13 protein-coding genes are annotated in these 23,028 nt (G+C 68.9%); 2 read left to right on the top strand and 11 right to left on the bottom strand.

The features are described from left to right. Nucleotides 1-637: 637 nt before the first annotated feature. From H9L41_RS24620 to H9L41_RS10370, 11 genes are all read right to left on the bottom strand, one after another. On the bottom strand, nt 638-3,544 hold the full coding sequence (locus tag H9L41_RS24620) for a SpvB/TcaC N-terminal domain-containing protein (RefSeq protein WP_265583996.1): 2,907 nt from the start codon (nt 3,542-3,544) through the stop codon (nt 638-640). A 329-nt stretch (nt 3,545-3,873) separates the two neighbouring features. Beyond that, on the bottom strand, nt 3,874-4,200 hold the full coding sequence (locus H9L41_RS10415) for a hypothetical protein (RefSeq protein WP_211236942.1): 327 nt from the start codon (nt 4,198-4,200) through the stop codon (nt 3,874-3,876). 342 nt (nt 4,201-4,542) lie between these two features. After that, nucleotides 4,543-6,654 (bottom strand): adenylate/guanylate cyclase domain-containing protein, encoded by a 2,112-nt coding sequence (locus tag H9L41_RS10410; RefSeq protein WP_028448060.1) that lies wholly within the window; start codon nt 6,652-6,654, stop codon nt 4,543-4,545. 393 nt (nt 6,655-7,047) lie between these two features. Further along, nucleotides 7,048-12,894, bottom strand: a complete 5,847-nt coding sequence (locus tag H9L41_RS10405; RefSeq protein ID WP_187523800.1) for a two-partner secretion domain-containing protein — start codon at nt 12,892-12,894, stop codon at nt 7,048-7,050. Next, nucleotides 12,861-13,061, bottom strand: coding sequence for a hypothetical protein (locus tag H9L41_RS10400; RefSeq protein ID WP_187523799.1), 201 nt, complete (start codon nt 13,059-13,061; stop codon nt 12,861-12,863). Before H9L41_RS10400 ends, H9L41_RS10405 begins: the two co-directional genes overlap by 34 nt. Before the next feature lie 251 nt (nt 13,062-13,312). Continuing rightward, the gene (locus H9L41_RS10395) at nt 13,313-14,752 is read right to left on the bottom strand and encodes a ShlB/FhaC/HecB family hemolysin secretion/activation protein (protein ID WP_187523798.1); all 1,440 of its coding nucleotides are present in this window, start codon (nt 14,750-14,752) and stop codon (nt 13,313-13,315) included. Then, nucleotides 14,680-15,039 (bottom strand): hypothetical protein, encoded by a 360-nt coding sequence (locus tag H9L41_RS10390; protein WP_187523797.1) that lies wholly within the window; start codon nt 15,037-15,039, stop codon nt 14,680-14,682. The genes H9L41_RS10395 and H9L41_RS10390 overlap by 73 nt, the downstream gene beginning before the upstream one ends. Before the next feature lie 65 nt (nt 15,040-15,104). After that, complete coding sequence (locus H9L41_RS10385) at nt 15,105-16,571, bottom strand: DUF4384 domain-containing protein (RefSeq protein ID WP_028448063.1); 1,467 nt, start codon at nt 16,569-16,571, stop codon at nt 15,105-15,107. A gap of 237 nt (nt 16,572-16,808) precedes the next feature. Beyond that, complete coding sequence (locus H9L41_RS10380) at nt 16,809-17,591, bottom strand: OmpA family protein (protein ID WP_051319419.1); 783 nt, start codon at nt 17,589-17,591, stop codon at nt 16,809-16,811. Between the two features lie 74 nt (nt 17,592-17,665). After that, entirely contained in the window at nt 17,666-18,148 is a 483-nt protein-coding gene (locus H9L41_RS10375; RefSeq protein ID WP_157462146.1) for a hypothetical protein, read from the bottom strand. A gap of 67 nt (nt 18,149-18,215) precedes the next feature. Next, the gene (locus tag H9L41_RS10370) at nt 18,216-18,980 is read right to left on the bottom strand and encodes a hypothetical protein (RefSeq protein WP_157462147.1); all 765 of its coding nucleotides are present in this window, start codon (nt 18,978-18,980) and stop codon (nt 18,216-18,218) included. A gap of 261 nt (nt 18,981-19,241) precedes the next feature. On the opposite strand from H9L41_RS10370, the gene H9L41_RS10365 reads away from it, so the two are divergent. Beyond that, on the top strand, nt 19,242-20,252 hold the full coding sequence (locus tag H9L41_RS10365) for a substrate-binding domain-containing protein (RefSeq protein ID WP_028448066.1): 1,011 nt from the start codon (nt 19,242-19,244) through the stop codon (nt 20,250-20,252). A 407-nt stretch (nt 20,253-20,659) separates the two neighbouring features. After that, nucleotides 20,660-22,915: a M9 family metallopeptidase gene (locus tag H9L41_RS10360; protein ID WP_034608202.1), complete on the top strand. Its 2,256-nt coding sequence runs from the start codon at nt 20,660-20,662 to the stop codon at nt 22,913-22,915. Nucleotides 22,916-23,028 lie beyond the last annotated feature (113 nt).

Below are 23,028 nucleotides of genomic sequence, written 5' to 3'. Positions count from 1 at the left end.
GTTTCGGCCTGACCCAGCGCATTCTTCACCACGGTCGGGAAGCGGCCCTTGGTGTCGTAGGCCACGTCCTCGACCACGCGGGTCTGGTCGGTATTGCTGGCCGGATCACGCCAGGACAGCGTCTTCTTGTTCACCAGACCGAAGGCATTACCGCTGCGGTCGTAACTGGTAGTCAGCTTGTATGCCGTATCGGCAGGCTGCCGCACCTCGGTTTTCAACAAGCCGTTGCTCTCGTAGCCGTACTGGACCACGCGGGCTGCGGCCGTTTCGGTCGGACTCGAGCGGATCACCGTAACCGTATCGACCAGCCCCTGCAGCCAGGGCGCCGAAGATGCGGCCGCGGACTTGTAGGTCGTGTCGGTGCGGGTCTTCCAGGCGCCCCCCAGGCTGACGGCTTGGGCGCAAGTAATGTCCACCGTGGCTTTCTGCGGCGCGACGAGCGCCAGGCTTTGCCGGACATTGCCCCAACTGAGCCCGCCCGCCGCCAGGCCGTAGTCGATACAGCTCAGCGTGCTGCCCAGTGCGCTGCCATCCAAGTCGCGCCGTTCGACCAATTGGCGGCCGCTATAGACGAACCAGCTTCTGGCAGCATTGGGATGGATATTGGCGTAGGCTTGGGCATCGGCCTGCGTATCGCTCAACACCGTGTTGTTGGCGGCCTGCACCATGGTCCGCAGCGGCATGCCCAGCGTAGGCCAGGCCTGGCTCTGGTAGGTCGTAGTGGCGATACCGGTCTGCGGGTCGGTCGCGACCTGCTTGGCGAAGCCCAGGCCCTTGCGACCCAGTGCGTCACGCAACATCTGCTCGTAGCGGAAGGTCGTGACTCGCCGATCGCCCACGCCGTTGCCCCGCTCGATCCGCCGGACCAAGCTACCCGGCGTGGCGTACTGCGAGGGATGGCGCGGCAGCGGCATCGCGATGCCAGCCGGGTCGGTCGCCTGCCGGCGATAGAGCTCGGCATCATCCGGCCGGCCATAGACCACGTCGTCGCGGCGCCCCAGCCGTCCTGCACCGCAACGATGCGATCCAGGCCCGGCGTACGGGCCAGGGTATAGCGTTTGTGCGCCTCCTTGCTGGTCGTACCCGAGGTGCGTACCTGTACCGTGGGCAAGCCGTTGCGAGCATCTGCGACGATCGAGACCCGGTAGTACTCGAGACCAGCAATCCCCGGAATACCGCCGCTCACATCGGAACAATTCAATGTCCGGAACGACAGCGTGCACAATTGCAGCCGGTCGACGCCGACGTCCCACTTGCGGACCAACAAGGCAGTCTGGCCCGTACCACGGAAGTCGCCCAAGGAAGTGAGGATGGTTTTACCCGAGCCGGCCCGGTTGTAACTGCCCCATCCCTCACCGGCCACGAAGCAGTCGGCGGATCGTTCGGTGCCCAGACAGACGTAGGTCTTGCTTTGCCCATCGAAGAAGACGAAGTCGGCGATGCCGTCGCCATTCAGGTCGCCGACCGATTCGGCCGGACGGTATTCGCCGAGCGTGCCGTTTCCGCTATTGAGCAGGGTGAAGTCGTATTTGACGATTTCACACTCGACCTGGGCGGCGGATATGCAAACCCGGGTCGCCCCGAGACGGTCATAGGTATTGACCGCGGCCGACATATTGGCGAACGAGGCCGAGAACAGGTCGGTGATCTCGCCGCGGTTGAAGTTGATCGGTGCGAACTGGTCGAACATCTTGCCGCGTGCGACCTGCGGCAATACATCGGGCGTGCGGTCCACCAGCGTCTTGGAGGTCTGGCAGTCAGCCACGCCTTCGTTCAATACGCAAAGCTGAGCACTGCCATCGGGTTTCACCCGCCGGAAATTCGGCTTGCCCCGGCCAAGGAAATCGAAGTCCGACAGATAGACCTTGGTATAGCCATCCTTGGCGAGCAGCGATGTGACCGGCGTACAGGAATCGACGAAGAACTGCCCGCCGCGGATCGATGTCGCGCAGTATTTCTCCACCACCTTATTGAACAGGCCGTCGAACGTATAACCGGCCACTCCCCCTATTCGATCGCTATAAACCAGAAGGCCGTTGGCATCACCACCGTCCAGGTTTATCGGCATGATCTGGTTGAGCAGCCCATTAACAACTTCAGGATTGGCCAGCCTTGTGTCAGCGCCTTCTATAACCCTGCCATCGTTCAGTGCAACACGGTAGCGCCCGGTGCGCTCGCTCAGGAATTCACGGTCCACACCGGTGCAAACCTCACACCAATACTTTTTCTCGAACGAGATCCAGTTGGCCTTTGCCGGCGCTTCGAGCGTCATCGGCCTTTCCATCGACCAAGACCAAGACACGGTGGGCGTATCTGTGCGTCCGGCGGAGGCATAGCTCACATTTGGCACTTCTTCGGCCAACACGAATTGCGGTGCAGTCTCTTCACCCCAGGTGAAGATGGTTTTGGGCAGGCAAATATCTGCCGCGCCTGCCGTTGCGCCGGGCGTGCACAACTCGACCTGCCGGAGCAGACTCCGGCCGGTGCTGCCACTCTGACCATAGGTCAAAGTGTAAGTCCCAACCCGCGTGCCGCCCGTGCCATCAGCCGCGGTATCGATCGCCATGGTGACGGTCCTGAGCAACTGGCTCAGTTCGACCTTGCTACCACCGAAATAGCCGGTCTGTTCGTCCGAGCGGCCGATGAAGCCAAACCGCACGATCAGATCCGCCGTCACTCCCGCGGTGGCGTGGGCACCGTAGCGCACCTGGCGGGGATAGTGCTCGCCGCGCGCCGTGTTCAGCACGTATTCGTAGGTCACCCGGTTGCCGCTGACGTCTTCGCGGCGATCCAGCGACCAACTGGCCGCCTGACCGTCGCTGCGGCCTTGCGCCAGCACGTAGCTGGCCGCCTTGCCGTCGAGGCCATCGATGCCGTAGTACAGGGTCTGGCCGGCCTTGGTCTCGACCTTGAAGCCAACGCGCCCGTTGGCACTGAAGCGCGTAATACGCTGGAAAGTCTCGACCTCGGTCCGGTATTCGGCATCGACTGCCCAGTAGGCCGCATCCTTGCCGGCATCGTCCGACAGGCTGACATCCGCTCCATTGACGCGGACCAAGCGCTGGCCGTCCAGGCACAGCCGGTCCGACTGCGTAAAGGTGACTCGTCCTGCCGAGCCGTCCTGAGCCAGAGTCTTTTCGCAACGCTGGATAGACGAAAAGCCCGCCAGGCTCCAGCCCAGCCCGACCGGGCCGTTGCCGGCCTGGCTGTTGTATTCCAGGCCGAGGCTGGGCGTCATTGCCCCGGAGCCGGGCGGCAGCGCCAGAGGCAAACTGTAGACGGCCGCCCCGTTGCTGGTCTTCAGCTCGCCGGGCAGGCTTCCGGCGTCGGCATTGGCCAAGTGGGGCAAACTGATCGCGGCCAGGCTCGTCGGCTGCGGAGGCAGGGGCGACTCATCTGGACTGCTTGAGTCGCCAGCCAGGAGCAGGTCAAGGATGGCCGGCAGAGCCCGCGCAGTATTGGTCGGCGCTTCAGCCGACGTTGCGGGCAGCGACCATAGCAGTGCAACTGCGGCGAAGCCCAAGACAACGCCATGCAACAGCATGCCCTCCGCCCCAGACATGCTGTTGCGGCCAAGGAAACAGATTGCCCTTAAACGCAACGCACCAATTTTATGGCGCAAAGCGTTCAATAGACCCGGAGAATATCCATCACCTTGGCACAACATATTTTATTCCTTTAAACCCGGACAATTCATACCAACGCGACCGTGCATGCACAACCACGACTTCCATTACGGTACAACAAGTGGGATTACAGTATTTCGTACGCAAAAATGCCGGCAAACTAACGTCGCATCAATAACATTGAAGCTTCCGCACTGGACAAATTTGAGACGATGCAAGCCACCCTTTCAGCAATCGAGAGATTCGCTCAATATGTGATCGAGTCGACATCTTCTCCATTGGACCAGCGGGTACACGCTCCTGTACCGGTCACAGCGACCGGCTGTCCTGCAGCCCGAGCAGCGAGAAGCGTTGCAAGCTGCTGCTTCCCGACATTCGAATTTTCGTTCTTGATCATCCAATAAGGCGCATCAGCGCATGTGGGCCGGCCCGTCGGCGTCCCATCCAAGAAGAAATAAATCAATCCATCACTGGCACGGACGATCAGTTTGGTAATTTGGCCCGCCTGGCTTCCAGCTAACGCTGGAACACCGATCATGATCAAGAGAAGACATTGAATCGCAATATTTTTCATACAAACCCCAATTGAGAAGAAAAAATTCGAGCAGGCAAAGGCTTTCGACCTTTATCGCCGTACAGATATCTCACCTGGAGGATTGGGAAAACTCGACAGTTCTAAACAATGCCATGGCAGGTACAACCCACCACAACATATGCATCAAGCATGACAAGCTCCGCAATTATCACCAAGCCACTATGACAACTCCTACCTACAGTCGGTCAGAATATAACCACAGGAGCAAGGTTTGCCTACCTTGCTGACCAAAAAGAACAAGCATGCGGTGAAAGAGGCCATATCCATTTGTATCATGACCATTCGTAATCGCACCGGACCGGCACACCAGACCGCTATGTGCTACTTCTCGTCAAGATGAAACACCCGATCCTCGAAATTCCAGATCCCGCGCAACCGCCACCCCAGCACCAGCTCCACATCGCCGCGATAGCGATTCGGCTCGGCCAGCGCAGCTAGTTCCTCACCTTCCCCCGCCGCCTCGAACGCCGCCAGCCAACGCTCCCACGCAGCGATCTCCTCGGCCAAGCCCGCGTCGCCCGTCACCTCCACGCCCCAGATCTCCAGCGCTTCCAGCCGGCCCTTCACCTGCACCCGGCCCAGCCGCCGCACCATCAGTCCGGCCTCGGCCGCCGCTTCGCGCAGCTCGGCCGTCACGATCAGCCGGCTGTTGAACTTGCGCGTCAGCGCTTCCAGCCGCGCGCACAGATTGATCGGGTCGCCCAGGATGCCGAACTTGCGCACGCCGTCGGCCGGGCCGAGTTCGCCCAGCATCACCATGCCCTCGGTCAGCGCGATGCCGGCGCCGAGCACCTTGCGGATGCGCTCGACCTGTTCGTCCGGCAGGCCGGCCAGGTGCGCCGGCAGGCCGGCGAAGAAGGCGTGCTGGCGTTCCAGCAGCAGCGCCGCGGCGCGCACTGCGCGGCGGCGGCCTTCTTCCAGGCTCGGCGTGCCGTCCAGCTCCAGTGCCGGCCAGTAGTAGCAGACCATGTCGCCGACGTAGGCCTCGAGCCAGGCGTCGTAGTCGCGCTGCAGGCCGCGGGTGATCTCGTCGAGGTAGTCGTTGAGCAGGCCGAACAGGCGCTTGGGCGTGCCGAGCAGATTGGTCAGCGTGGTGTAGCCGGCCAGGTCGCTCATCAGGATCTGCGCCTGGACCTCGCGGTTGCTCAGCGCCTCCGCCTGGCTGCTCAGCAGCAGGTGGTGCACCTGGGCCGGCAGAAAGCGCCGCAGCAGCCGGCCGCGGCGGGTGTTGATGCGCAGGTGGGCCGCCGTGACCAGCGCGGCGCTGGCCAGCGCCGCGGCGGCGATCGCGCTGGCCGGCAGCGGCACCCACGGGTAGGCGGCCGGCGCGGCGCGCCAGGCCAGCGCGGCCAGGCCGGCCAGCGCCGCCAGCGCGACGCCGAAATCGAGCCCGGCGAACAGGATGGTAGCCACCAGCGCGGCCAGCGCGGCCAGGCCCAGCGAGGGGTAGAACGGCAGCCGCCGCGGCGCGTCGCCGGACGCGGCGGTCTCGACGCTGTCGGCCACGATCTGCGGGCCCAGCGTCAGCTGCAGGTTGGCGGCCGAGCGCAGCAGCGGCGTGATGTGCAGGTCGGTCGGCTCGTCGAGATCGGTCAGTTGCAGCACCACCGTGCGGCCGGCCACCGCGGCGCGCAGGCCCTGCCAGTCGCTCGCGCGGCAGCTGGCCAGCCACGACAGCTGCAGCGGCGTGCGCTCGCCGTTCCAGCTCGCGCCGGTGCCGAAGCGGATCGGCACGCAGCGCCGGTCCGACGCGGCGGCGCCCGGCACCTCGGCACAGGCGGTGGTCGCCGCGCCCGACCGCAGCGCGGCGAGGAAGCCGTCGCGGTCGGCGTAGGCCTGGCGCACCACGCCGTCGCGCGACAGCGGCAGCTCGGACGAGGCGAAGCGCGGCAGGCTGCCGCCGGCGGCGTGGCGCGCGCCGAACAGCAGGTCGTAGGGGATCGGCGTGCGGTCGGACAGCGGATAGGGCATCACCAGGAGGCGCATCGCGGCTGGGTTCAGATCGAGCGGCGCGCTGCGGCGGTAACCGTCGTCGGCGCTGCAGCGCGGCTCGCCGCGCAGGCTGCACAGCTGCACGCCGCCGTCAGGCTCGATGCACTGGCCGAAATCGAGCATGCGGTAGTTGCGCAGCGCGACCTGGGCGTCGATGAACACCGCGCGGCCGCCCAACGCCGCCACCCGTTCGGCCGCCAGCGCATACAGCGGCAGCATCTGCTGGCGCGACAGCGCGAGGGGCAGCCGCAGGTCCGGCGCGGCCCAGGCGACGTGGCGGTCGACCGGGCGGGTGCTGCGCGCCATGACGTAGTCGTAGTGGGCGACGTCGAGCGTGGTCGGCGGCGCGGCCGCCAGCAGTCCGCCGACCGTCAGGCCGAAGGCCAGCGCGGCGGCCAGCCAGCCGGGGTGCTTGAGGGGGAGCGGGTGCAGGAGGGCCATGGTGGTGGTCGTTGGCTGGAGCGGCTGGACTGCGTTGTTGCCGGTGGAGCTGACTTAAGCCCGACGGTGGCACCGATCGAGATCGCTGTCGGACTGAAGTCCGACCTACGCTCCGATATGACACATCCCGTAGGGGTAGCTTCAGCCGCGATGGTGTTCGTGTCGCGCGTGCCATTCGCGGCAGAAGCCGCTCCTACCGATCCTTCGTAGGTCGGGCTTTATACCCGACAGTGCGGTCGATCGACGTCGCTGTCGGGCATAAAGCCCGACCTACGGGTTGAAGTCGCCCTGCGTTGCCGTGATGCGCATCCCGTAGGAGCGGCTTCAGCCGCGAATCGGTGCAGGTGTCGCAGCCACCGTTCGCGGCTAAAGCCGCTCCTACAGACCCCCTGCCTACTTCGGTTCGAGGAAGTAATCCGCGCCGCTCATATGCCCGGCATTGAGCGAGGCGCTGTACTGCGGCAGTTGCGGGTATTCGGCGGTCACCAGGTGGCGGATCGCGTCGAAGAAATCGACGCCCTCGACGTAGCCGGCCGCCTTGGCCGCCTTCAGCTGCTGCACGAAGCTGTAGGCGAAGATCGAGTGGCCGTCCTTGCCTTCGTCCGACACCGGCTCGACGTCGCCCGAGCTCATCACCGTCACCGCGCGCCGCGCCAGCAGCTGGCGCTTGTCGTGGCCGGCGCCCTTCTTCAGCTGCTGTTCCTTGGCCAGCGTGCCGGAGAAGCAGCTGTCCGACACCATCATCACCTGCTTGGCCGGGATCAGCGCCAGGAACTTGTTGATGTCGTTGTTCGACAGCCAGCTCTTGGGATTGCGCGGGTTGGCGTCGACCGGCAGCCAGTAGCCGTTGCCCTTCACCAGCACGCCGTGGCCGGCGTAGTAGACCAGCACGCTCTCGTCAGCCTGGTGCAGCTCGGCCGCCTCCTTCAGCGCGCTCACCATCTGGCGGCGGTCGGCGTTCTTCATGAGCCGCACCTCGTAGCCGAAATCGTCGCGCAGCACCTGGCCGATGTGCTCGGCGTCGTGCTCGGGCGTGATCAGGTCGTTGATGCCGTTGCCGTAGTCGGAGTTGGCGAACAGGTAGGCCACCTTGCGCCGCACGTCGCCGGTCTCGCCCTCGGCCAGCGGCCGCAGCGGCCGCGGCGGGATGCACTGGGTCTTGAGATCGTCGCTCGGCCGGCAATCGGGCAAGTCGGGCTCGCTCGGATCGCGCTCGAGCCGGGCAATCGCGTCGCCGTACAGCACCGAGCGCTCGGCTTCGCGCGCCGCGGCGGCGTTCAGGTAGCCGATCGTGTCGCCGGCCAGCGGCTTGGCGTCGCCGCTGCCGATCGCGGCGACCGAGGCGCTGCCGGCGTCGTCCTGCCGCGGCGGTTCCTGCACGTAGGGCTCGGGCTGGCGATCGACCGTCTCGGCCGGGCTGGACGAGGAGCCGACCACCTGCAGCGTGCCGACGTGGCCGAGGTGGAACAGGTAGTCCTGCGCCACCAGCGTGCCGAGCGAGGCGATGAAGGGATAGCTGCCGATCGGCGGCTGGTTGCCGTGGGCGGTGGTGATGTCGGGCGCACCGCTGACGTCGCCGAAATCGTCGCCGGCGGCGAAGCCGAGCAGGTCGTAGTGGAAGGGGCCATGGCTGCCTTCCGAGCGGACCTGGTCGGGCACCTGCAAGGTCAGCGTGGCGTAGTGGATGTCGGCCTGGCCGCTGGTGCTGGCGGCGCTCAATTGGTAGTTGCCGGCGCTGGTGCCGCCCAGGCTCAGGCCGCTGATGCTGACCGTCTTGTTCACGCCGATGTGCTTGTCGGCGAACTGGGCGTTGGCGGCGGTGGTGACCAGCGTCACCGCATCGACCGGCAGCACGCCGGTCAGCGAGCCCGCGCCGGTCAGCGTGGCGTTGGTGGTGCCGTCGTAGACCTTGTCGTTCACCGTCACGCCGCTGACGTTGACCGGCCGCCGCGTGATGACGCCGACCGCGCCGCTGGCGTTGGTACTGGCCAGCTGGTAGCCGTAGACCGCGGCGGCGCCGTTGCCGGCCGAAGCGGTGATGCCGGTCACCGTCACCGTCTTGCCGCTGCCGGCGTTGCGGTTGTCGTAGCTGCCGGCGGCCGGGTTGTTGAGGCTGACGGTGTCGCCGTCGACCGTGCCGCTCGCGGTGTAGTTGCCCGCCGCCAGCGTGGCGTTGGTGTTGCCGTCGTAGACCTTGCTCACCGTGCCGGTCAGGCCGACCGTCAGCGTCGGCGCCAGCGTGTAGAGGAAGCCGTTGCCGGTCGGCTGGGCCGGCGTGGTGGCGCCGTAGCCGGCGTTGTATTGCTTGAAGTCGTAGGCCAGGCCGTTGCGCAGGTCGGCGGCCGGATCGCCCGACCAGACCAGCCAGCGGCCGCTCGGCGCCGACAGCAGGTTGCTGCCGATGTCGTTGTGGAAGCCGCTGCCGACCACCTGGATCGCCTGCGCCGAGGCGGCGTTGCCGACGATGGTGGCGGTCGAGGCCGGCGTGCGGGTGAAGGTCACCATCCCGGCCGAGCGGAACAGCACCGGGTTGGCGAACACCACCGCTCCGCCGTCGAGCAGGTTCACCGTCATGCCGGTGTTCTGGGCGTCGCCGATCTGCACGGTCTGGCCGGCGCCGGCCACGATCTGCGAATCGGCGCGCAGTTGCACCGTCAGGTTGGAGCCCGGCGCCGCCGAGACCAGCGACACCGCGCCCGAGGTCTGCAGCTCGGGGCCGCTCACCACCGGGCCGGAGAAGCCGAAGGTGATGCCGGTGGCGCCGATCAGCTGGATGTCGCCCGAGTAGCTGGGATCGCCGACCGAGGCGTTGACCGAATGCTTGTAGATCGACACCCAGGGCGAGCCGCTGAGCCGGATCGGGCTCGAGCCGACCGCGGTGACGTGGCCGCCGTTCTGCACCGTCAGGCCGTCGAGCAGCGCAGTGGTGGTGGTCGAGCCGACCAGGTCGATCGAGCCGGCGCCGTTGCCGATCACGCTGCCCTGGACATAGGTGCCGAAATTCGAGCCGGAACTGCCGTTCACCTGGATGACGCGGCCCTGCACGATGCCGGCGTGGCGTACCCCGGCGTAGGTGGCGCACGGCGGCGTGCAGGTGAACGGCGCGGCACCGGTGATGTTCACCGTATCGCCCGACACCGTGCCCGAGGCCGTGATCAGCACGCCTTCGCCGCCGGCCACCAGGCCCGAGCCGCCGATGGTGACCGTGCCGGCGCCGGCGTTGACGCTGCCGTCGATGCGCACGCCGGCGGACGCCCCCATCGCCAGCCCGCCGGCGCCGCCGCCGGCCAGCTGGATGTTGCCGCCGTTGGACGACAGGCTGCTGCTCGAATCGAGGTGGATGCGGCCATTGCCGTTGCCGTCGCGGTCGGCGGTGAAGCTGATCGCCAGCGGGCCGCCGGCCGAGGAGATGAAGCGGCCGATGTTGAGGTAGATGTCGCCGTCGGCCTGCACCGCGACGCTGCCGCCGGTGCTGGTCAGGCTGTTCTGGAACGAGACGAAGCCGGCCGAGCGGAACACGATCGGCACCGGCACCGCCAGCGAGGGCGTGTTGATGGCGGCGCTGTTGGAATAGAAGGTCAGGTCGCCGCTGTTGGCGCTGCCGACGGTGATGCCGCTGAGCGTATTGGCCAGCGTGGTGTTCGGCGCGATGTCGACGCTGTAGGGCGCAGTGCTGGTCAGGTTGGCGAAGGTCAGGCTGCCCGACGAGGTGAAGCTGCTGCCGTTGGCGAAATCGCCGGCGGCGCCCAGCAGCTTGATGTCTCCGTCGCTGGTCAGCAGCGCGATGTTGCCGGTGTAGCCGACGGCGCCGAGCTGGTTGCGCGCCACCAGTTCGATGGCGTGGCCGGTGCCGACCGTGCTGCCGTTCAGCGTGAGCGGCAGGTTGCCCATGGCGTGCAGGGTGGCGTCGCGCAGGTAGATGCCGGAGACGCTGCCCGAGCTGCCGGTCAGGGTGATCTGGCCGGCGACCACGCTGCCGTCGTCGATGGTGACGCCGTAACCGCTGCCCTGCCCGTTCAGGCTGACCGAACCGGTGGCGCCGCCCTGCAGCACGCCGGCGCTGTCGACCTGGATGCCGGTGGCGGCGGTGCCGGTCGCCGTCGCCGTGATCTGGCCGGCATTGACCAGGCCGCCGACGAAGTAGCCGGTGATGTTGGTGCCGCCGTTGCCCTGCAGCGTGATGGTGCCGCCGGCTGCGGTCAGGGTGGAATCCTGCAGCGCGAAGGCGTGGCCGCCGGCCGTGGTGCTGCCGTTCACGCTGATGGTGCCGCCGGCCGCGGCCTGCGCCGTGGTGTCGAACAGCATGGTGCCGATGCCGTTGGCGCCGCTGCCGGCGAAGGCGATGCTGGCGCCGTCGATCTGGCCCAGGCTGGTGATGATGCCCTCGCCGTCACCGAGGTTGCTGCCGTTCAGCGTGACCGCGCCGGTGGCATTGATCTGGCTGTTGAACACCGCGATGCCGCTGAACGGCGAGCCGCCGTCGGGCGTGTCCGGATCCACCCCGTCGAGCGTGACGGCGTTGCCGCTGACCACGCTGTTGTTGGACAGGATCACGCCGTAGCCGCCGTTGCCGGTCAGGCTGCCGCTGCCCGTCAGCGTGACGTTGCCGGCGCCGGCCGCCAGCGTGGCGCCGGCGCTGAGGTCGATGCCGGCGAAGTTGGCGCCGTAGCCGTAGGCGCGGCCGTCGGCCCCGCCGCCGCCGAAGGCGATGTCGCCGCCGTTCGAGTCGATCGAGCTGCCTGCCCCCATCGAGATGCGGCCCTGCTGGTTGCCGTCGCTGTCGCTGACCAGGCTGACGTCGACCGCCCCGCCGGGCGCCGTGATCGCCACGCCGGCGGCGATGTTGATGTCGCGGTGGGCGCGCAGCGTCAGCGAGCCGGTGCCGGCCGCGGTCACGTCGGCCTGCACCGTGATGTCGCCGGACTGGCTGTTGGCGCCGGCGGCGGCGGTCTGCACCACGATGTTGGCGCCGCCGGTGATCTGGCCGCCGAGCACGGTGGCGTCGAGGAAGGCGCTGTCGCCGGTGGTGGTGAAGTTGGGCCCGCCGCTGATGTTGCTGTTGCCGCCGGTGCCGATCACCAGGTCGTTCGGGTCGAGCAGCCAGGTGCCGGCCGCGCCGCGCGCGGCGCCGAGGTCGAGATGGGCCGGCCGGGCGTCGAGCCAGCCGCCCGAGGTCTCGACCAAGCCGCCGTTGCCGCCCTGGGCGCCGCCGCGCGCGCTGAACCAGCCGTAGGCGCGGGTGACCTGGTCGGCCCAGGCGATGATGCGGCCGCCGTCGCCGTGGCCGGTAGCATCGGCCGACAACCGCGCATCGGGGCCGATGAAGGTGGCACGGGCGTTGGCGACGACCGGGTTGGCGCCCTGGTAGTCGCCGCCGACCAGGATCGCGCCGCCGCCGGTGCGGCCCGAGGCATCGACGCGGGCATCGCCGTAGACCGCCACCTGCTCGCCGAGCAGCCGCACCTCGCCGCCGCGGCCGGCGCTGCCGGCCGCGCTGACGGCGCCGGTGACGCGGGTGGTGTCCGCCTCGACGCCGACGAAGCCGCCCTGGCCGCCATTGGCCGAGGTGACGCTGGCGGCGCCGAGCACCGCCTCGCCGCTGGCGCGCAGCACGATGCGGCCGGCCGCGTCGGTGCTCATGCTGTCGACCCGCGCGACGCCCTGCTGGCCGAGGCTGGCGGCATAGGCATGGATCGCGCCGCCCTCGGCCACCAGCTCGCCGAGGTTGATCGCGCTGCCGTCGACCGCGCCGATCTCGACGCCCAGCAGCGGATCGGCGCCGTCGACCAGCTCGACGCGCTGGCCGGCCGCCAGCACGATGCGGCCGCCGGGGCTGTGGATCAGGCCTTCGTTGCGCACTGCGTCGCCGATCAGGTAGACCCGGCCGCCGTCGGGCGTGGCGATCGAGCCCTGGTTGACGACGCTGCCGCCGCCCGCGCCGCGCACGAAGCGGTCCTGGCCGGCCATGAAGTCGGCGTCGCCGATGTCGAGCGTGGAGGCCACCAAGCCGGCCGCGTTGACCCGCGCGCCGGGGCCGAACAGCACGCCGGCCGGGTTGACCAGGAAGACCTGGCCGTTGGCGTTGAGCTGGCCGTAGATGCGGCTCGGATCGTCCGAATGCACGCGGTTGAGCGCCACCGCCGAGGCATTGGGCTGGTGGAAGTCGACGCGCGCCTGGGCGCCGATGTCGAAGCGCTGCCAGTCGATCACCGCGCGCTGGCTGGCCTGGTCGACGTCCATGCCGCTGCCCGACTGGCGGATCGCCGCGCTGCCGGCGCTGACCTGCCCCCCTCGGGCAGCGCGCCGGGATCGGGCGCGGCCCACAGCGGCGCCTGGCACAGCGCGGCCAGCACGGCCGCGTAGGCGCGGCGCAGGTGGAAGTGGGGAGCGGTGCGTGCGGTCTTCATAGTTCGTCTCCTGCCGGGCCGGCATGGCGTCGAATGGCATACGGTGAAACACGGAGAGTGAGGCGTGAGGGGTGAGGCGTGAGGTGCAACCCCATCCCCCTCCCGGCCTCCCCCTTGAAGGGGAGGAGCTGGACGCGCCAGATTCAGTCACCAGTGATCGTCAAACGTGTCGCAATTTGGCTCCCTCCCCTTCAAGGGGAGGGCTGGGGTGGGGATGGGGTCGACACCTCACCCCTCACGCCTCACCCCTCTCAAAAGCTTCTATTCAGGCTCACCCACAGCCGCGGATCGCGCCGGCGGCCGTCGGAATCGCTGCCGTCGGCGGCGGCCAGCGGGTTGTCGCCGATGCGCCAGGCGACGTGCGCGCTGAAGCTGAAATCGGCCGGCAGCCGCAGCGCGGCGCCCAGGCCCACGCCCTGCAGATGCAGGTCGTTCGGGCCGAACTGGCCCGGCAGCGCGCGGTGGTTCACCCGCAGCCAGCCGTAGTCGTGGAACAGCTTGAGCGCCACCGTGTCGTTGAGACGGAAGCGCAGCTCGTTGCTCAGCACCGCGCCCTCGTCGCCGGGCGCCTCGCTGGCCGGGTAGGCGCGTACCGCGTTGGCGCCGCCGAGGCTGATCTCCTCGGCGGTGTCGAGGTTGTCGAAGGCATGCTGCCAGGACAGCGCCAGCAGCCAGCTCCAGCGCTCGTCCAGCGGCCGCAGGTGCTGCAGGTCGAGGTTGAAGCGGCCGTAGCCGCCGTCCTGGCCGAAGCGGGCGCTGGCATAGCGCGCGTTGCCGCTCAGCAGTTGCAGCGTGGCCGCGCTGTAAGCCTTGCTGGCCGGGTCGAGATAGTCGCCGCGCAGGCCGAAGGCGACGGTATCGAGCTTCTTGTCGCCGAGCGTGGCGCCGGCCGCTTCGCTGTAGAGCGACTTGCGCTCGAAGCGCGCCAGCGCATAGAGATTGGCGGTGCGGCCGCGCAGCAGCGAGTAGCGCGCATCGACGCCCCAACTGGTCGAATCGCCGCGCGAATCGAGCGCCTGGAACGGCTTGCCGAGCTTGTAGTCGAGCCGCGCCACCGAAGGCGTGATCTTGAGGCCGCCGTAGCCGACCGGGATGGCGTAGGCCAGGCGCAGGTAGCGGTTCAGGTCGTCGCCGTTGTACATCGCCAGCGCGCGCAGGCTGAGCTGGCCGCCGCGCCCTTCCGGGTTGTTCCAGTTGAGCAGCACGTTGGCGCGGCCCTCGCCGACCGCGCGCGGGCCGGCGTTGTCGAGCTCGACCACGCCCGACAGCGGCGCGGTCGGCCGCAGCGTGACGCGCTCGACCGTGCTGCCCGGCTCGCCGCCGCGCAGCAGCGTGCCGTTGGCGCTGATGCCGGCCAGGTCGTTGAGCAGCAGCAGGCCGCGCTCGAGCCGCTCGACCCGCACCACCTGGCCCAGCGGCTGGGCGCTCTCGACCATGCGCTGCACCGTGGTATCGGCCAGCCGCACCGGCTCGGGCCGCTCGATCACCGCGCCGGCGAAGCGGCTTTCCACCACCCGTACCAGCACGATGCCGCCGTCGACCGTCTGCTCGGGCAGGAAGGCCTGGCCGACCACGCCGTTGCGGCTGTAGAAGGCGGTGATCGCGTGCGCGCCGCGGATCAGCTCGGGCAGCGTGGCCGGCTTGCCCACCAGGGGCTGCAGCACGGCCTCGAGCGTCTCGGCCGGGAACACCGTGGCCCCTCGATGCGGAAGCCCTTGACCAGCACCGTATTGGAAAGGTCGCCGGCGCTCATGGTCACCGGCGGCAAGGCCGGCGCGGCCATCGCCGGCGGCGGCGCGGTGGCCGGCAGCGGCGGCGCCGGCGGGATGTCCTTGAGCACGGCGCCGGCGTCGGGCACGGCCTCTGCGGCCTGTGCCCGAGCGGCCGGCGATCCGGCAGCGAAGGCCAGCAGGCAGGCCAGCAGCAGGCGGTTCAGCGGCGGGAAGCGATCGGCGGAGGTCTGTCCGTTTCGGGGCATGGCGGAACTCCTGGGCTTGTCGTCTGTTTTCGTCGAGTGAAAGCGGCCGCGGCGCGGGCGGATGCCTAGCGTTCCTTGAGGATGCTCAGCGCGGCGCCGTAAGGCTGCGCCTCGCAGCGCAGCTCGCCCTCGCAACGGCCCTGCGCCGGCGGCGCCGACAGCGCGCCGAGCAGCGCGTGCAGGTCGCCGGCCAGCGCGGCCGGCAGGCTGGAGAACGGGCCGACCTTGGGGCCGGGCAGCGTGGTCCACGGCTTGGGCTGGTCGAACACCAGCGTCAGGAGCTGGGTCTGGCCGGCCGGGCCGGCCGCCTTCATGCGCCACTTGCTGCGCGGCAGCGTCAGCTTGCCGCCGGCGGCGATCGCATGGTTGCCGTCGAGCGCGTTGGGGAAGATCAGGTCGACCGTCTTGCCGTCCGAGCCGAGCATCAGCACGTAGACGTAGCCGGCATGGCTCGACGTCACCTCGAAGCCGATGCGGTCGACGCCGATGCGCGGCGCCGGGTTGTCGAGCTTCACCTCGACCTTGCGGCGGCCGTCGCGGTTGCTGTAGAGCTCGGACAGCACGGTGGCCGGGTTCAGGTGCACCGCGGGCTCCGCCGCCGGTGCGGCCGCGGCCGGTTGCGCCGGCGCCGACGCCTGCACCGGCGCGGGCGGCAGCGCGAAGGCGGCGTTGGGATTGCCGTAGGCGGTCAGCGTCGACGGCCGCACGCCGCGGTTGTCGGCCATGATGTCGTTGAGCCGCCCCTGGGCGCAGTCGAGCAGCTCACCGATGCTGATCGCGCCGCTGCGGTTGGCGTCGGCGTTGCGATTGGCGTCGAGGCACTGGCGCAGCGAGAAGGTGCCGAGCCCGCCGCGCAGCGGATGGTCGAAGGCGACCTCGTTGTCGCGCGCCATCGCCACGTAGACCACGTTGCGGCGCGGGTCGTCTTCGCTCTCGACGAAGGCCGAACGGGTGCGCGGGATCAGGTTGACCGCCTGCGAGCAGGAGGCGGAGGTCAGCTTGGTGGCGAACTTGGGCGTCAAGAGCTCGCCGTCGAGGATGTTGGAGAAGCGCTTGTTGGCGCCGCCCGAGTGGCAGGCGTCGACCACCATCAGCGTGCGCGACAGCCGGTTGCCGAGCCGGTCGAGGTATTGCGACAGCTCCGAATCCCACAGGATGCCGCCGTCGGCGGCCAGGAGGCCCTCGGCGCACTTGTCCGAATCGGTCTCCTTGGCGCGGATGCCGTGGCCGGAGAAGTAGATCAGCACCTGGTCGTTGGGCGAGGTGCGGCTGAGGATCTCCTCGAACATCGCCTGCATCGCCGCCTTGGTGGCCTGGCCGTCGACCAGGTGGACGATGTTCTCCTCGGCCACGCCGGCCCTGAGCGCGATCTGGTGGGCGGTCTGGCGGTCGATGCGGGTGCCGCTCAGCGAGGGGTACTGGCCGCCGTAGTCGCCGACGGTGAGGATGTAGGCGTACTGGGTGGCCTGGGCCGGCAGCGCCGCCGCGAGGCCCAGCGCGAGGGCCAGGCCGAATGCACGCGATTTCTTCATGTTCTGGCCGCCTTTCGTGGGGCTTCCGGGGAGCCCGCCGATCCTTTAAAGCCCCTCTCCCGTGCACGGGGGAGGGGTTGGGGTGAGGGCAGTTCTACGAAGAACAGCCCTCATCCGGCCCTTCGGGCCACCTTCTCCCAAGACCGGGCAACTTGGACTGCCGCCCGCGCGCGGGAGAAGGGCGGGTGCAGTCCTGCAATCGGAGAGTTGACGAAGCTTCATTTGCCAAGGGCTTGCTCACCCACGCCCACCCTGCACGATCGAGAATCGCACCCGACGGTTCTCCTCGGCATATGGATCGGCCGGGTTGACCGGCTCGCGGCTGCCGCGGCCGATCGCCTGCATCGCCGGCGCCCGCTTGCCGAGCTTGCTCTGCAGATAGGCGCGCACCGACCTGGCCCGCGCCTCCGACAAGCGATCGTTGGCCTGCGGATTGCCGCTGGCGTCGGTATGGCCCTCGATCCGCAGCGTGGCGCCGGCCAGCTCCGGCGTGGCCAGGGCGGCGGCCACCGCGTCGAGCAACCGTTGCGCCGCGACCGACAGCCGCGCGGTGCCGAGGCCGAACTGGATCGGCAGCGAGATGCCCTCGTCCATGCCGGCCGCCACCGCGGGCGTGGGCCGAACCGGCGCAGCCGCGGGCTGGGAGGCCTGGGTCGCGGCCTGCTGGGGCGTGGCCGGCGATGCGGCGGGCGCGGCCGGGCTGGCCGGCGATGCGGCGGGCGCGGCCGGGCTGGCCGGCGTTGCGACCGCCGTCGGCGCGGCCGGCTGCTGGGGCGCCGGTGCGGCGGGCGCGACCGGGTTGGCGACAACAGGTGCGGGCGTGGGCACGACGGCCGGCGCGGGCGTCGGCTCGGGCTCTTCCTCGATCACCACGTTGCGGGTCCGTTTGCCCTTGCCGAGCAGGGCCTTGGCGATCTCCTCCGCGCTCGGCGTCGGCGCGGCCTCTTCCGCCGCGGCCGGCAGCAGCACGGCGGCGGCCAGCGCGGCGAGGAACAGGGAACGAAAGCTCTGGCGAAGCATGGCGGTATATCCCTCTATTGGATCGATGCCCGTCTGCGCGGAAATCTGTCACTTGTCACGAATTACTGGCCGGCTCAGCGCTTGCGCCGGCTGAAGGTCAGCTCGCGCACCGTGCCGTCGACCACCCGCACGCGCACGTCGTAGTCGCCGGCCGGGCGGTACAGCAGGTGTTCGCGCACCGCATCGGCCGCCGTGCCGATCAGCGACACCAGCGACAGCGCGTTCTTGATCTGCGGTTCGAAATCGAAATCGACCTTGCCGCGGCTGTCGTCGACCGCGTTGAGCCAGCGGTTGAGCCGCGGCGGGATCTCGCTGACCGGGAACGGCGCGGCCAGCTTGACCGTCACCGGTTCGCCGCCCTGCTTCAGCGTCGCCGACAGCGAGCGGTCGAAGATGTCGGTATCGGTGAACACCACGCTGCCGCTCGCCGCCTTGGCCGCGCTGCCGCCACCGCCACCGTCGCTCCCGCCGGCCGCCGACGGCGCCGTATCGCTCGCACAGGCGCCGAGCAGCAGCGCCGCCAGGCCAACCGCCATCATCCGGCCAGCCCATTCCACTCGCCTCGATCCGTCCATCGCCGTCTCCCGTCTGGTCCATCCGACGCCCGTCGCCGGGCACCCTCCGCTACTCCGCGCCGTCCGCCGGGATGCGCCACAGGATCACCACGTCGGCCTCCTGCGGATAAGGTGGATCGCGCTTGGCCAATCGCTGCGCGATGCAGCCCGGCACCGCCTCGGCCGCCGGCAGGCCCTGCGCCGCCTTGCCCGGCGCCACGGCGATCTTGCCGTCGACCGAGAAGCTCAGCTTGACGAAGGGCAGCTCGGGCTGAGCCTGCGCCGCGGCGCAGTAGCGGAACACGATGTTCTGCTCGGCCAGCCAGTCGCGCAGCCGGGCCTCGTCGTCCGACACCCAGGCGCTGCGCAGCACCACGGTGGCGTGCGGCTTGGCCACGCTGGCGGTGCGCAGCTGGCGCGTCTCGGCGACGCAGAACAAGGATGGCTGGCCGCGGGTCTTGCAGGCGAACTGTTCGCCCTGCCAGGCGCAGGCCGCGTCGTCGAGCTGGACCTGCCACGGCACCTTGCCCTCGGTGGGCGCCACCCTGAAGCGCGCCGGCTTGCCGTCGAGCGTCTCGCAGCGCAGCCGCACGTCGCCGAAGCCGAGCTTGTCGGCCCCCAGCCGCACCAGCTCGATGCTGCCGTCGGCGTCGAGCGCGACCTGCGCGCTGGCCGCTCCGCCCTTGCAGCTCCAGTCGAGCTTGTAGCCGCTGCTGCCGAGGCCGTCGGCCTTGACCGCCTGGCCGGCGCAACCGTCGTCGGCCCAGGCCGCGACGGCGAGGCCCGCCAGCAGACCGGCCATCGCACCGCGGCAACCACCTTGACTGAGTCCCATCGCACTCGCTCCCATCCGGCCATTCCGACCGGCCGTCACGAGACCAGTGTAGGCAAGCGATGCGCCGCCCACACGGTCGCGGCGACAAAATGCAACAAAATGCTTCGGACCCCGCCCCTGCCGGCCGCCGCGGGCCGAGCGGCATGGCGAGCCGGCCGATTCGGCCCTACTATGCGCAGCGGCGTCGCGGCCGGGCCCAAGAAGCCATCGCCGCCGCCCGGCAAGATCGCCTCTATTCATTACAGCCGTTGGACCCCCTCGATGAACCTCAAGGACCTCGCCCGCCAGCTCGGCCTGTCGCAAACCACAGTCAGCCGCGCGCTCAACGGCTACGACGACGTCAACGAGGACACCCGCCAGCGCGTGATCGCCGCGGCCCGGGCCGGCGGCTACCAGCCCAACCCGACCGCGCGCCGGCTGGCCATCGGCCGCGCCGACGCGATCGGCATCGTCTATCCGCTCGACGCGCACGACCTGGGCGACCCGCAGTTCCTCGAGGTGGTGGCCGGCATGACCGAGTCGCTCGACCAGATCGGCATGGACCTGATCATCGCCTCGTCCTCGCCGGCCGACGAGCTGCGCTCCTACCAGCGCATGATCCGCGGCCGCCGCGTCGACGGCCTGGTGGTAGCGCGGACCCGGGTGCACGATCCGCGGCTGGAATTCCTCCAGGCCGAGAACTTCCCCTTCGTCGCCTACGGCCGCAGCGCGCTGGCCCAGCCCTATGCCTGGTTCGACTTCGACAACGCGGCCGGCCTGGAGATGGCCGTGACCCGGCTGGTCGGCCTGGGCCATCGCCGCATCGCGCTGCTCGGCGCCGAGCCCGAATTCAATTTCGCCCAACTGCGCCGCGAGGGCTTCGCCCAGGGCATGCGCGCGGCGGGCCTGGCGCTGTCGCCCGACAGTTTCGCGGTCTGCACGCTCGACCGCCGCGGCGGCTACCAGGGCATGACCGCGCTCCTGGCGCGCGACCCGCGGCCGACCGCGGTGGTGGTCGACAACAACCTGTGCGGCGTCGGCGCCATCCGCGCCGTGATCGACGCCGGGCTGGAGATCGGCCGCGACATCTCGGTGATCGTCTACGACGGCATGCCGATCGACACCCTGGTCGGCCACCACGTCACCTCGGTGATCCAGCCGACGCCGCGCGCGGTCGGCGCCAAGCTGGCCGCACTGATGCTGGCGCGCATCGCCGGCAAGCCGATCGAGTCGCTGCAGGTGCTGTGGCAGCCCGAGCTGCAGCCCGGCGACTCCGACGGGCCTCCGATCTGATCCGAGGCCGGGCCAAGGCTCGGCCGGCCTCCCTTCTTCTTGATTTCTGTATCCGGCCGATCTGTCGGGCACCCGTAGGAGCGGCTTCAGCCGCGAATGGTCGGCGTGCCCACGAACCGCCATTCGCGGCTGAAGCCGCTCCTACGGGCATGCCCTGCGCGTCCGCGCATCGCTTCCCTACCCCTTCCCACCCTGATGCCTCCAGCGGCTACGACAGGGGCATACCGTTCATCGGCCCGCGGGTCCGCTTTGCCGAAGTTGGCGAATTTCTCCGTTTTCGCGTCGAGCGCGTTCAAGAGTCCGCCGCGCCGCACGCGCATAGTTCGTCCCCACCAGCACCCCGCTCCGCCTCGAGCGAAGCGCATTCCATTCACAAGCTGGGACGACGACAAAAGGAGAAGCACCGCATGAAGCACCACAAGGGAAGTCCTCGACTGACATTGCTGATCGCCGCCGGCCTGGCGGCGTTCGGCTACGCCCATGCCGCCACTGGCGCGCCGCACGAGCACGAGCACGAGACCGCCAAGCAGCCCTCGCCGCCGCGGCAGTGGCAGAAGATGCCGCCGACCGAGGAACAGGCCGAATTCAAGCTGCCCGAGTCGCGCAAGACCGCCGTGCCGACCACCCGCACCGCGCGCAGCTCGGCGATGGTCCGCCCGCTGGCCGCCACGCCCGAGTGCAAGGACATGGACAAGCTGGCCAGCTACAGCGGCACCGCGCTGGCCAACTACCTGGTGCAATTGCCCGACTACGAGTGCACCTACGGCCTCTTCTCCCTGACCGCCGCCCAGGCCGCCAAGGCCTACAGCCCGGCCAACCTCAACGCGGTGGCCAGCCGCTTCGCCCAGGAAGCCTCGGCCTACAACGCCAGCAACCTCGCCCTGGTCAACCTGACGCTCTACCTGCGCGCCGGCTACTACCTGGCCGGCTCCGGCACCGTGACCGAGCCGCCCGCCTCGCTGCTCGGCGTGCTGCGCCCGGCGATCAAGGGCCTGGCCAACGGCAACCAGCTGTTCAAGGCCAACGCGCAGGCCGGCACCACCGCCAGCGAAGTGATGAAGCTGATCACCAACACCCACGACGAGGCGGCCTACCTGCCCGAGATGCGCGGCCTGGTGCAGCGCTACACCAATACGGCCTCCAATCCGAACGCCGCGGCGGCGCTGAAGGACTACACCACCGGCGGCGGCTTCACCGGCGTGCTGACCGTGCTGTTCTACGCCCACGGCCGCCCCGAAGGCCGGGTCCTGCTCGAGAACGACCCGTCCTACGCCGTCGCGCTCAACAACTTCGTGAACAACAACAAGGCCGCGCTGCTCGGCGGCGACGCCGCCTACCAGTTGGGCGACGCCGCGCGCGAGAACTTCCGCTTCTTCCAGTATTCCGGGCTCAAGTCCACGCTCAAGCCGATGGTGAAGAACATGCTGGCCAGCACCAGCATGACCGGCGCCGACAGCGATCTGTGGCTGGCGGCGGCCGAGTCGGTCAAGTACTACGACAACGCCAACTGCGCCGAGTACGGCACCTGCAACTACGAGACCAAGCTCGCGGACGCCGTGCTCAAGGGCAGCTACACCTGCAGCCCGACCATCCGCATCCGCGCCCAGGACATGAGCACCGCCCAGATGCAGTCCTCCTGCGCGCTGCTGCAGGCCGAGGAGAGCTACTTCCACCAGATGCTGCAGACCAACAACACCCCGGTGGCGAACGACCGCAATACCTCGCTCGAAGTGGTGGTGTTCGACGACTACGCCAACTACGCCAAGTACGCCTCGGTGATCTACGGCATCGACACCAACAACGGCGGCATGTACCTCGAAGGGGATCCGGCCGCGGCCGGCAACCAGGCCCGCTTCATCGCGCATGAAGCCTCGTGGCTGCGGCCCGAGTTCAAGATCTGGAACCTCGAGCACGAGTACATCCATTACCTCGACGGCCGCTTCGACATGCAGGGCGACTTCGGCGCCGGCACCGCCAAGCCGACCGTGTGGTGGATCGAGGGCATCGCCGAATACCTGTCGCTGCGCAACAACAACCAGGCCTCGATCGACGCCGCGCGCCTCGGTACCTACAAGCTCAGCCAGATCTTCGGCAACACCTACGACATGGCCGACTACACCAACCGGGCCTACCGCTGGGGCTACATGGCGACGCGCTTCATGATCGAGCGCCATCGTCCCGACGTCGACGCGGTGGTCGCGCGCTTCCGCCGGGGCGACTACACCGGCTACCAGAACTACATGACGCAGATCGGCACCCGCTACGACACCGAGTTCGCCAACTGGGTGAAGAGCGCCACCACCGCCGGCCAGCCGCCGCTGCCCAGCCTGCCGACCCTGCCGGCCTGCTCCTCGGCCAGCTACCTGGGCAAGGGCTGCGCGATCAAGGGCCTGACCTCGGCCAGCCAGTCCTACGTCTACATCAACCTGCCGGCCGGCGCGCGCAACCTCAAGCTGTACACCACCGGCGGCACCGGCGACTCGGACCTGTACGTCGGCCTCGACCGCTATCCGACCACCACCAGCTACGACTTCGCCTCGACCCAGGTCGGCAACACCGACAGCGTGTCGATCGCCTCGCCGCAGTCGGGCAAGTGGTACTACATCATGCTGAAAGCCCGCTCGGCCTTCTCCGGCGTGAACATCAACGCGACCTACGACTGAGCCTGACGGACGGCCCGCCCTCCCGGCGGGTCGTCCGGACGGGACCGCCCCTACGAAGGGCGATCCCCGACGGAGCGTCCTCCAGATCCCTCCCGACAGGACGTCCCGTCAGC

Origin of the sequence: Chitinimonas koreensis, assembly GCF_014353015.1 — a bacterium.
In the GTDB taxonomy this organism is placed as follows: Bacteria; Pseudomonadota; Gammaproteobacteria; order Burkholderiales; family Chitinimonadaceae; genus Chitinimonas; species Chitinimonas koreensis.
Note: the sequence above shows the minus strand (reverse complement) of the source record. Positions and strands in the feature narration are given on the sequence as shown.